7 protein-coding genes are annotated in these 12,147 nt (G+C 61.7%); 1 reads left to right on the plus strand and 6 read right to left on the minus strand.

Annotation, left to right across the window (positions count from 1 at the left end; genetic code table 11):
- Position 1: 1 nt before the first annotated feature.
- The 5 genes from AC1RLZ_RS24745 to AC1RLZ_RS24765 form a co-directional block, all read right to left on the minus strand.
- On the minus strand, positions 2-952 hold the full coding sequence (locus AC1RLZ_RS24745; protein WP_493190765.1) for an AAA family ATPase: 951 nt from the start codon (positions 950-952) through the stop codon (positions 2-4).
- 119 nt (positions 953-1,071) lie between these two features.
- Positions 1,072-1,833, minus strand: coding sequence for a thermonuclease family protein (locus tag AC1RLZ_RS24750; RefSeq protein WP_493190766.1), 762 nt, complete (start codon positions 1,831-1,833; stop codon positions 1,072-1,074).
- A 91-nt stretch (positions 1,834-1,924) separates the two neighbouring features.
- Positions 1,925-2,824, minus strand: a complete 900-nt coding sequence (locus tag AC1RLZ_RS24755; RefSeq protein ID WP_092150176.1) for an EamA family transporter — start codon at positions 2,822-2,824, stop codon at positions 1,925-1,927.
- 125 nt (positions 2,825-2,949) lie between these two features.
- Positions 2,950-9,087, minus strand: coding sequence for an autotransporter-associated beta strand repeat-containing protein (locus AC1RLZ_RS24760; protein WP_493190767.1), 6,138 nt, complete (start codon positions 9,085-9,087; stop codon positions 2,950-2,952).
- 277 nt (positions 9,088-9,364) lie between these two features.
- Positions 9,365-10,288 (minus strand): GAF domain-containing DNA-binding protein, encoded by a 924-nt coding sequence (locus AC1RLZ_RS24765; protein WP_493190768.1) that lies wholly within the window; start codon positions 10,286-10,288, stop codon positions 9,365-9,367.
- Between the two features lie 214 nt (positions 10,289-10,502).
- On the opposite strand from AC1RLZ_RS24765, the gene AC1RLZ_RS24770 reads away from it, so the two are divergent.
- The gene (locus AC1RLZ_RS24770) at positions 10,503-11,336 is read left to right on the plus strand and encodes an MBL fold metallo-hydrolase (protein WP_493190769.1); all 834 of its coding nucleotides are present in this window, start codon (positions 10,503-10,505) and stop codon (positions 11,334-11,336) included.
- 44 nt (positions 11,337-11,380) lie between these two features.
- On the opposite strand, the gene ubiG is transcribed toward AC1RLZ_RS24770, so the two are convergent.
- Positions 11,381-12,139: a bifunctional 2-polyprenyl-6-hydroxyphenol methylase/3-demethylubiquinol 3-O-methyltransferase UbiG gene (ubiG, locus tag AC1RLZ_RS24775; protein ID WP_371422988.1), complete on the minus strand. Its 759-nt coding sequence runs from the start codon at positions 12,137-12,139 to the stop codon at positions 11,381-11,383.
- Positions 12,140-12,147: the final 8 nt, after the last annotated feature.

Below are 12,147 nucleotides of genomic sequence, written 5' to 3' on the forward strand. Positions count from 1 at the left end.
GCTAACCAAACACGCCTTGCCGGTCGGCCTTGGCAACGAAGCCCGAGACCTGCGGCAGTGTCGCTTCAATATCACCCTCGTATTTCAGCAGGACATTGAGCGTGTCCTTGACCATCTCATGGCCAAGTTCTGATGCGCCGAGCAGCACCAGCACCTTCGCCCAGTCGATGGTCTCACTGACGGACGGCAGTTTCTTCAGATCCAGCGTGCGCACCTGATTGACGAAGCCGACGAGTTGCTTACGCAGTATCGCGGACACGCCGGGCACACGTGTCTCGACGATCCGCTCTTCGAGTTTCGGTTCAGGGAAGCCTATATGCAGATGCAGGCAGCGGCGCTTCAGCGCGTCGCCAAGATCGCGCTCGCCATTCGAGGTCAGGATCACGGTCGGCGGTACGATGGCCACGACAGTGCCGAGCTCGGGGATGGTGACCTGGAAATCTGACAGGATTTCCAGCAGCAGCGATTCGAATTCGGCATCGGACTTGTCGATTTCGTCGATCAGCAGAACGCAACCCATCGGCTGTTCCAGCGCGCGCAGCAACGGGCGCGGCTCGACGAATTCCTTGGAGAAGAAGACGTCGCCGAAATCATGCAGCTGATTCAGCGCCTTGTCGAGCGTATCGGCGCCGCCCAGCACCTCGCCGAGCTTATCCTTCAATATCTGGGTGTAGAGCAGCTGCTTGGCGTATTTCCACTCATACAGCGCCTTGGCCTCATCGAGGCCTTCGTAGCACTGCATGCGGATCATCTCGAGGCCGCGCGAGGCTGCGATCGCCTTGGCGAGTTCGGTCTTTCCGACGCCGGCTGGGCCTTCGACCAGAATCGGTTTCTCGATCTTCTCGGCGAGATAGACGGCGGTGGCGATCTGCCGGCTGGCGATATAGCCGGCTGAGGCCAGACTGCGCTCAACGGCTTCGATCGATGCTGACGAACTGTTACTCTCGGCCACGCGCTTTACTCCGGATTTCGCATGCTGGAATAAGCTGTGGCGTGCTAGCCCGGCTCGTTCCGGCGTCCTGATTTGCTACGTGGTTCAGCCCGCTGCGTCCAGCGCCACCGGCTCATCGCTCAGTTGCGGCGACTGGGGGCCTGACAATTGAGTGCCTTGCGGTAACCCGCGGCGCGGGCGTCGTCCTCGCTGCAGAACCAGCGATCCGGCTTCGGCTGGGTCGCATAATTCCGGCACTGGGGAATGAGATAGACGCCGACATGGCCGGTGAACTTGGCGCGGCGGACCTGTTTCGCCCGGATATTGCAGCCGGTCGGCATCGTGAGATCGGTGGGGAACAGTGCCGCGCGCAGCTCCTTGTCCTTGTCGCTCCGGCAGGCCGAACCGAGTAGCGGGCTGTCGGCGGCCTTGCTGCGGAACTCCGCGGGCGTCACGAAACAGCCGCGCCACAGGCCCTGGCGCCCATCCTTGGCAGCGGTCTCATCTGGTTTGAAGCTGGTTTTGGCGCTTGCCTTGTCCGACGGTTCGACGCTCACCGCATAGCCTGATCGGATCACTGCCTGATTGAGGCTACCCGTCTCGCCAACGACGCTGCAGAGACCGGAGCGGCGGTTCTTGTAGGTCTTGTCCTCGCCCCGATCGTCACAGCGAACCTCGCGCTTGCCGATCAATTTCACCAACTGGTCCTTTGCCTCGACGCCGCAGGCCCAGTTGTCGGCATGTTCATCGACACAGGGCTGATCGACCTCCGGCGCGTCCAGGCCGGCAAGTTTGTAAACGACATTGCCGATCTGAATCGTATCGCCGTCCTTGACGATTGCTTCAGCCGCCGAGCTCGGGCTGGCGACAAGCAGCAGGAACAGCAAAGGCAGGATACGCATCGATCTCGTCTCGGGGGCGGCACGGGAGGGCTGCCACCAGTCCTATCGCAGCAGAAGCGCCCACGAAAGAGACATCACACGCACTGCGCCGTTACACCGCCACCAGCATCGCCACCCCAACGACGATCAGCGCGATCCCAGACAATTCCCGCGCCGAAAGGGGCTGCTTGAACGAATAATAGGCGACGGCCTGCGCGAACAGCACCTCGACCAGCGCCAGCGTCCGGACATTCGCAGCGGCCGTAAGCGCAAAAGCCAGGAACCAGAATTGCGAGGCAGCCGCCCCCATGAAGCCGGCCAGCATCGATGGTTTCCATAGGCCGAGGATGTCGCTCAGCACCTTTGGCGCGCGTGCCAGCAGATAGATGGTCAGGATCAACGTTTGCACGAACAGGGCCCAGACCAGCGCATAAGACGCCGCGGTCACGAAGCTCACGCCCGGCACGGTGATGATCGCACCGCGGAAGCCGACGGCCGATAGCGCGAAAGCGGCCGCCGCGACCAGTCCGAGCACGGTCGGCCGGATGCTGGCGATATCCCTGGTCGCGCCGGGTCGCAGCGCGGTGACCACGACGCCGATGGTGGCAATCAGGATCGCCGCGACCTTCAGCGCCGTCAGATGATCGCCGAGAAATACGAAACCGAAAATCGCGGTCTGGATCGCCTCGGTCTTGAGATAGGCCGTCGTGACCACGAAGGAGCGGTCATTCATCGCCGCCAGCATGAGCCCCGTCGCAAATATCTGGCTCAGCGCGCCGAGTAGCAGCCACGGCCAGAATTCGGCTGATGGCCACGGCACCTTGTCACCCGTCGCCAGGATGATCACCACGAAAAAGACGATCGAAAACGGGAAGCCGAACAGGAAACGGATATTGGTCGCGCCCCAGGTGCCGAGCGGCCCGGTCAGCGAGCGCTGCATGGCATTGCGCGCGACCTGCCCCAGCGAGGCGATGATCGTAAAGGGTATCCAGAGCGAGGCGATGGTGAACATGAGGCAAAAAGGGTCCGCGTACGATGGCGCGGAACCTGACTGCGCCGCGCCTTTGGGTCAAGGACATTGGGGTCAAGCGACCCATGCCCATGCCTGCAATGCGACCGCGACCGCCTCCAATCCGGCTACCAGACGACGCGAACGACGCCCTTGCCCGCATGGCTGCGGGTGAGATTTGAGAATTCGCCCTCATAGGTCGCCGCAACCGACAGCCCGCTGCCGAGCATGACCTCCGCGCTCGCGCTGGTTAGCGCAGCATCGGGTGCCATCGCCGCGCCATTCACCACGAAGCTCGCACCGGGCAGCGACTGGAACGATGCCTGTGCCAAGCGGTCACGGTTGAAATCATGCGCCCAGGCCGCACGTCCACGCAGCGTCAGCAATGCACCGTCGAGTGCGAATGACTTGTCGGTGCGCAAGCCCAGTTCGCTGCGGGTCGCTGTGACATTACGCGCGGTATAGTTCAGCGCGAAATTACTGCTGCCGGCGACAACCGTTTCCGCATAGGCCGGCAGATCGATATTCGTGACTTGGCCCGCGGCATAGGGCGTCAAACCCATGCCGCCGAGCCACGGCAGCACACTGCGATGGCCGCCTTCAGCGCGCCCCGAGAAAGCGTGCGCGGTGAAGTTCGCGCGCAGCCTGTCTGCATTGACGATGGTCACCAGCCGTTCGGTGGTAACGTTCTGCCAACCATAAGCGAGTGCGCCGGTGAGATAGGCCGATCCTTCATGGTGACGAATGAAGCCGCCGACCTGGAACAGATCCGAATGACCGGTGCCCAGATTATCGGTGAGGCCGAAACTGGTGCCCCCACCAGCCACGGCGAAGCCAGCCAGCGTCTCCGGCGACAACCAGGTATCGGCACCAACGGCAATGCCGCCGATCCGGCCGCTGCTGTTGTGCGAACCGACGATCGTGTTGCCGTCGGTCATCTGACCACCACCGAAACCGGCGGCCCAGACGTTCCAGCGCGACTCGAACCTCGCCGCCGCAGGTGGCGCCTTGGTGATTGTGCCGTAGGCATCGCGCCACGATGCCGCTGAACGATCCGCCGACGCGAAGGCGTTCGAATCTGTGCCCGCAGTCGCGAGACCGCGATTGGCAGCGAAAGGATCGATCAACACGCCCATGAATTGCGTCATGGCCTGCACGGTGTTTTGCTGAACGCCGGTTGAGAGTTCGCCCGACGACAGCGTGAGGTCTTCCGGTGCCATCGCGCCGAGCGCATAGGGAATGCCGCCATGGGTGCTGAAATAGGTGTTCAGAGACGAGGCGATGTTGTTCTGGTTGATATTAAGACCCGTCAGCTTCAGATCGACATTGAGGTAAACGTTTTGAACATCGTAGCTCAGCGTCGTGATGAACGAGTGCGGCTCGTCGCTGACGATATTTGGGCTGAACGAGCCTGTAATGCCGCCTGCGGCATTCAAAATCGTGTAGCGTTCACGCACATAGGCCGCGGGATCGAAGCTGACGCGAACGCCTGCATTGTTGAGCGACGCGGTGCCAGTGACATTGGTCCGATCCGCCGCCAAGCCAGATACTTCCACCATGTAGCTCGAAGCTGCAGCAAATGTCAGATTGCCTTGTACTGACAGCAGCCCGATCGAATTTCCTGGCGACAGCATGCCACCATCTAGGATCTGTGCGGTGCTGACGATGCCGTTGCCGCCGAGCGTCGCGCCGCGTTCGACGCTCACCAGCGACGACGCGGCGATCGAACCGTTGACGCTGAGCGTGCCGGCCTTGACGTCGGTGGCGCCCGTATAGGAGTTGATGCCGTCGAGGCGGGTGATGCCGGGACCGCTTTGTGCAAACGAACCGCTGCCGGAGATGGCACCCGCCAATGTCAGCAGACCGTCGCGCTTCGCGACGAGTTCGCCATTGTTGATGACATTGCCAACGATCGATCCGGTGAAACCACCATCGCCTATCTGCAGAATGCCTCGCGCGATCTCCGTGCCACCGCTGTAAGTATTGTCTGCCGTCAGGACCGCCGTGCCGGTGCCGACATTCCGGAACATGCCGGTTCCCGTGATCGTCCCGCCAAATGTGTAGACATCGGAACGGAAGATCTGGAACGTGCCGTTGGTGATGACATCGCCGATGATAGAGCCCGCTGTGCTGCCAGTGCCGAGCTGCAGCGTACCGGCAGAAATCAACGTGCCACCGCGGTAGGTGTTGTCATTGTTAAACGCCGTAAGGCCTGCGCCGACCTGGATAACAGCGCCCGGACCGGAGATGACGTCATTGTAGAAGAAGTTGTTGGATCGGTTGAATGCCAGAACACCATTGTTCGTGACGTTTCCGGACAGTGTGCCGGTGGTGCCGCCATTGCCGATCTGCAGCGTGCCGGCATTGATCGTCGTGCCGCCGCTGTAAGAATTGACGCCTGCCAGGACCAGCGTGCCCCAGCCGTCCTTGATCAGGGCGCCAGCCCCCGAGACATTTCCTGTTGTCGAAAATGTCGTTCCGAACAGTGCCTCGATCGTGCCGTTGCCGCTCAGCACGACGTTTCGCGCGGACGCGATATCGACGAGCGTCAGCAGCGTGCCGCCCGAGAGCATCAGCGAGCCCGCGCCGAGATTAGCGTCCGCGATGACGGCAACGGCGCCGCCGGACACTGTTGTTCCGCCTGTGTAAGTGTTCGCCCCAGACAATAGCAACGTGCCACTGCCGGATTTCACGAGGCTGCCACCTACACCCGTAATTGCACTTGCAATGACTGTATCGCTCGCCTGATCGAGCGTCAGTTGCGCACTGGCGAGCGCGATCTCGCCACCGAATCCGATCAGCGAATGAGTCGTGGTATTGTAACCGTTGAGATCGAGTTTGCCGCCATAGACGATCACGTCACTGCCGCTGGGCAGTGCACCAGAAGCGCCAAGCTGCAGCGTACCGGCTTCAAGCACGGTGCCGCCGGTCCAGCTATTGACGTTCGACAACACCAGTGTGCCATCGCCGGCCTTGACCAGGCTGCCCCCACCGGACACCGTGCCGGTAAGCGCCAGCGCCGTTGCAGCGTCGGTATCGATCTCGCCGATACCAAGCAACGACACGTCGCGTGCCGAGGCGATGTTTGCAGTCGTATGCAAGACGCCGTTATCGAAGCTGAGACCGCCGGTTGCGTCGCCGAGATTTGCATTCGACGAAATCTGCAGCGTGCCTCCGCTGATGGTTGTGCCGCCGGTATAAGTGCTGGTGCCAGCGAGCACGAGCGTGCCGCCCCCCGTCTTGTTCACACCACCGGCACCTACGATCGGAGCCGAGATCGTCGCCGTCTCGCCCGACAGAACACGCAGCTCACCACTACCGTCCGAGCCGTCCAGCGCGGTTGGCCGTAGCTCGCCGGTGCCTTGAACAAGGTTGTAGTGGCCGCCGACGAATTGCAGCCCATAGAATTTCTGCGATCCATCTATCGTGACCGTACCGCCTGGGCCGTTGAAGACGCCATAGATGGAGCCCCACGTGGTGTTGGCAACGCCGCCCAGATCAAACCAGTTATTGTTAAGCGCATTCCAGGCTCCACTGCCACCCGCGGTACCACTCGACGCATCATCCCAACGTTGGAGGATGTCAGTGCCGTTGGGCGAAGCAATAAGATCCACCACGTGGGGCCGTGAGCTATCGATCGAATAGGTGACGGGAAACAGTCCCGAGATCGGGGGCGTCGTGCCGGTGGCTAGTCCGGAGATTGACGAACCGCCAGTGTAGCTGATCATGCGATAGTATCCAACCGGTGGCGCACCCGTACCACTGATGTTGAATGTCACGTCGTGGAGCGAAACATCGCCGTTGACGAAGACACTCGCTGACGTCGTTGAAATCGCTCCGGCCGAGAAATGACCCAGATTGAAATCGAAGGCGCTGCCGGCAAGCATCGACAGGTTTCCGTTCACCGTCAGACGGCCCGTGCCATCAGGTGCAAGCGTGCCACCGTTGAGCACCGTGGCGGCACCGACGGAGCCATTGCCGGTAAGGCGTCCGCCCGCATCGACATTGACCGTGCCACCGAGTTGTCCGGTCACGCCAAGCGTTGCGCTCAGGATTTCCGTGGTACCCGTAAAAGCAGCACTGCGACCGGACAGGATCGTGGTACCTGACAGCACATTGATCGCGCCATTGCCGGTGATGAGGTTGCTGAAGAGATAATCCCCGCTCGTATGGTTGAAATTGAGCGTGCCGCTTTGTGCGAGTTCAACCGGGCCTGTCACAACACCAGGCGCCAGAACCGCTGCGCCGGGCTCGGATCCGATACTCAATGCACCGCTGACGCCGGGGGCGCCCACCTGAATCGTGCGCGCCTTCGCGGCGCCTCCATTCCTCACCGTCAGCGCGCCGACAGACGCTGCGCCGATCCTCAGGGTCTGGACATCGAGCGCCGCCCCTGCACCATCGACCCTCACCGTGCCATGCGCGACATAGGACGCATCGTTGCCAATCGAAGCGGTAGCTGCAGTCACATGCATGCCACCCGCAATCAGCAATGAGCCGTTGCCGCGATAGCCGACGAACAGATTGGTATTGAGCCACGATGCGCCTGGGCCAGAGACGGTGACATTGGCATCGGCACCGCTGTCATAGCCAACATAGCCATTGGCCGTCGTCAGTCTGGCGCCAGCAAAGGCCAGACTGCCGGCGTTGGCGCGCAAATCGCCGTCAAAGGACGTCGATATTCCCGAAAGCGTCCAGACGGCGTCGCCATTTTTTTCCAGCGCTGAGAAACCCCGATACTTCGTGCCGAGTGCAGAGAGATCGAAAGTCGCATTCTGTGAGCCGCCCAACGCAAAAATGTTGGGATTACTAGCATTCAGACCGACGACGACATCGCCTGTAATGTTCGAGCCGGACCAGAGCTCCAACCTGTTGCCACCGCCGGTGAACAAAATCGCCGCGGCGCGCGATCCGTCGATATTCCGCCCGCCTTCGATCGTCCCGCCGGCAACAACCGTTATGCCGGCGCTTTGCCCGAAGATGCCGGCTCCCCCCGCTCCATTCGCGCCGGCGTGACCGCTGCTTCCATTGCCGAGTTCCCATCCGCCGCCGCCCGGGCCAGCGGCGCCGCCGACCCCCGCATCGCCGCCTTGCACCAGTCCGCCACGATCGACGCGTATAGTGCCGGGATTCGTCAACACGACGCCATCGCCGCCGCTGCCGCCAGCACCGCCATTGCCACCATTGCCGCCGGAAACGCCCTGGCCGCCCGACCCACCGGCCCCGCCGCCGCCGGCGGCGCCACCGAGCACCGATGCGCCGCCCTCAATGACCGTCAGGCGCGCTCTTGAGACGAGGATGCCGGCACCGCCGTTGCCACCATTGCCGCCACTGCCGCCATCGCCCCCGACGCCGCCGTCGGTTGCGGTGGTGATGCAGGGCGGCTGTCCGCCGGGACAATAGTTGCCGATAGTATCGGGGGCGCCAGTGCCTCCACCACCGCCGGCGCCGCCCCAACCGCCGAGACCACCTCTGATCGTCGGTGCAAGCGTTTCTAAAACCTCTCCGCTGGAGAAGAGACCTATTCCGCCGCCGCCGCCACCGCCACCTCCGCCGCCCCCACCGCCATAACCGGGGGCCATGAAGGTGCCGTAAAAGGCCAACACGCCACTGCCGCCGCTCGCACCGACGCTGCCGTAGCCGCCTCTGCCGCCTGCAATGAACAGGTTGCCGGGAACGAATGACCCGCTGAAGATCGCGCCGGTGCCGCCTCCTCCGCCGCCGCCGCCGCTACCGCCGTCATGACCCATTCCGTGAAACCAGCTGGTCCCATCTGCGCCGGGACCCTTCTCGGGAAACCAGCCGTATTGTCCTGCCTGCCCCTGGATTTCGCCGCCCGCCAGTTGCGAGCCAATAAACCCCGGAACCCCTCCCAGGCCGCCTAGCCCTCCTCCCGTGGCATGCGCACCGCTGCCACCCTTGCCGCCATCGCCGATGTTGGCGTCTTTCGGATGGGTGTTGTCGGCATCCCTGCCGCCGCCGCCACCGCCGCCGCCGCCATTCGCCGGATCGATCACGCCGCCTGCCCCACCCGTCTTCGGATCGCTGGTAGAGTGAGCGCCGCCAGTGCCGCCAAGTCCGGAGGACTGGGCATGAACCGCTTGCGATGAAGCAATCGCCGCAACAACCAGCAACGGGCCGGCAAGCGACAGCGTCCTGGCTGTCGACGTCATCAATGTGTTAGCACGGCGCACGACGGTGCCGCTGCTCTTGCCCGAGCGGCTGCGGCGCGCTGAGCTGACGACGAAAGATAGTGGGAGCTTCACGATCCAACTCCAGCTCGCAGATTGACGCGAGTGAAGCTCATGAAACATGCGATCGTATAATGAGTCGCAATCAAAGATCGACGAATCGACCTACAGGTTCGACGAATGCGCAGCAGGATTTTTGCGTGTTGAAACGCAGCAACACATGCGGCACAAAAAACTCGTTCTTCTGACGTTGATAACGATTTATTAAATCATGATCAGCGGGGGACTGATGGCAATCAAGCACGAGAATATGAGTCGTTAACGCACTCACCTTCATCGCGCTTGATGTAGTTCAAATGCCAAGATGCGCTCGTAGCTCAGCTCGGCCGGCGCGCGACACCGGCCAGTGGTCTTCATAATCGTGTAGGCGCAATTGCCATGCCCCGCTCGACCGGCGCACGACCTCGCGCACGAACTGATGATTGACCACGGCCGTGCGATGGATGCGCACGAACCAGCCCGGCGGAATCAGGCCCAGCCACTGGGTCAGCGGCCTTGGATCGAGCACCATCGCGCCATCCACCAGCCACACCTCGGTATAGTCTTTAGAAGAGCGCAGGCCGACGATTTCGGTCAATGGCGTACCGACAACGCCGTGCGCGCGGCGTAAATAAATCAGTGCGGGATGTGCAGCCTGCGAATCTTTCCTACCGGAGGTGATCGCCGACCGACTATAGCGTGCCGCCGCGATGAGATCGGCACAACGAAACAGATCAGGGATTTCATCCGACCACCGGCGCGATGCTGTGACCCCATCGAAACCGATACAGGCGACGAGCCTGCCGTCATGAAATACCGGCACACTGAGCACGCTTTTGTTGTTCTGCCGGATAAATTCAGCGCGCAGCGGACCAGCGCTGCGTGGTAGCGCCTCGATGTCATTGACCATCACGGCCTGCCCCAGGACCAGCCGTTGATGCAGCCAGCCGATCATTGTGACCGGCACATGCTGCAGGTCCTGCACAAATGACCCCACCCCGCCGCGACTCCACTCATGGGTGTTGCGAAAGCGCAAATGGTCAGCGTCGTATTCGAACATCCACGCGCGATCGGCGCCGGCGGCCGCGCCTATGGCTTGGAGTATCTCGGCAATCGCAGTATCAAGCGGCCGCGTCAGCAGCAGCATCGCCGTGTCGAATACCCAATCCGACCGCAACGCCGCGACACGATCGTCGCGGTTGACGAATTCCCAAGGCTGAACTGAATCCGATGACAACTGCAGTGCTCGCGGTATTGATCACAAAATCTACTCGACCACCTTACCTTCGGCAACGTGTCAGTCCGTGCAGCATGGCGACTATCCCATCGCGACACCCGAGCATCCACATCGCGCGATGCGATCTTGGGCAGTTTTCGACGCCACAACCGGTATTGCGGCGTCCGCTTTTGGCGATACATTGAAGCAAAGCGCATTCGGAGACTGCCGGATCATGCTGCGATTTCTGTCTGTCGTTCTCGGAGCCCTGACTTGTTGGGCGCCGAGTTGGGTCGTTACGCCGGCACTCGCGCAAAATACCCCGCGGGGAAGTGAGTGTCTGGCAATGGCCACACGGCCACCACTCGCGGTTCCAGTCAGTTTGCGCCGGACTGCGGCGAAGGCCGGTGAAGTCGCCATCACCTATGCCGGACACTCCACCTATTACATCGACACACCCGGCGGAGTGACCATCGCCACCGACTATAACGGCGTCTACAAGCTCGATCGCATTCCGGACGTCGTGACGATGAACCGGGCGCATAGCACTCATTACACGCTGAATCCGGACCCGCGGATCAAGACCGTGCTGCACGGATGGGGCGAGGCTGGGCAGCCCGCACGGATCCATGAGCGCATTGGCGACGTGCTGATCCGCAACGTCACGACCGACATCCGTCGTTACTATAGCGACGACGCCGGCGGCGAGATGGTCAAGGACGGCAATTCGATCTTCATCTTCGAGGTGGCCGGCCTGTGCATCGGCCATCTCGGCCATCTGCACCACAAACTCGACGAAAGCCACTTCGCCGCGATCGGTCGCCTCGACATCCTGATGGTACCGATCGATGGCAGCTACACGATGTCCCTCGACGGCGTATCCGAAATCACCAGGCGGCTACGCGCCTCGGTCGTGCTCCCCATGCATCGCTTCATGACGCCGCTCAGCGATTTCATGACAAAGGTCGGGAAGCAGTTCGATATCGACCAGCGCAGCGCCCAAACGCTGACGATATCACTCAATACGCTGCCCCAGGCACCGACGGTGATTATTCTCAATGGGGTTTGACGTGAACTGGCGAGGCAGAGGCAGAGGCAAGCGGAACTGAAATGCTACACTTCTTCCGCAACAACCATGTAATTGACGTCCATATCGGACGACAGCGTCCAGCGGTCACCGAGCGGATTGTAGACCACACCTGATTGTTCGGTGATTTCCAGCTTGTTGCGCGACAGATGATGCGCGAGTTCGTCCGGGGTGACGAATTTGTCCCACTGATGGGTGCCCCGCGGCAGCCAGCGCAGAACATATTCAGCGGCGACGATGCCGAGCGCAAAGCTCTTCCAGTTCCGGTTCAGCGTCGAGACCACCATCAGGCCACCGGGCTTCAGCATCGACGCGCAGCGATCGAGGAACGCACCAACATCGACCACATGCTCGACCACTTCCATCGCCAGCACGATGTCGAAGCGTTCACGTTTGTCCATGTCCTCGATAGTGGTGCAGCGATAGTCGATGGACAAATGCCCCTTCTCGGCATGAAGCTTGGCGGCAGCGATATTGGTGGCGGAGGGATCGATACCGATCACCTGTGCGCCGAGCCGCGTGAACGGCTCACAAAGCAGGCCGGCGCCACAGCCAATATCGAGCATGCGCAATCCGCTCAGACAATTCAGGCTGCGAACATTGCGATCGAACTTGCGGCAAGCGGCGTCGCGAATATAGGTCAGGCGCAGCGGGTTGATCTTGTGCAGCGGCGCCATCTTGCCGCGAGGGTCCCACCATTCCTCGGACAGCTTCGAGAATTTCGCGACTTCGCTGGCATCGACGGAGGATGCAGAAGCGTCGGAGAAGTTTGCTTGGATGGCCATTGTTGAGC

The organism is Tardiphaga sp. GW822-FHT04G09, from assembly GCF_058800725.1.

Excerpts from the sequence above, each read along its gene's own strand:
- AC1RLZ_RS24750 (WP_493190766.1), bottom strand. The coding sequence starts at position 1,833 with ATGCGTATCCTGCCTTTGCTGTTCCTGCTGCTTGTCGCCAGCCCGAGC.
- AC1RLZ_RS24755 (WP_092150176.1), bottom strand. The coding sequence starts at position 2,824 with ATGTTCACCATCGCCTCGCTCTGGATACCCTTTACGATCATCGCCTCG.
- AC1RLZ_RS24770 (WP_493190769.1), top strand. The coding sequence starts at position 10,503 with ATGCTGCGATTTCTGTCTGTCGTTCTCGGAGCCCTGACTTGTTGGGCG.
- ubiG (WP_371422988.1), bottom strand. The coding sequence starts at position 12,139 with ATGGCCATCCAAGCAAACTTCTCCGACGCTTCTGCATCCTCCGTCGAT.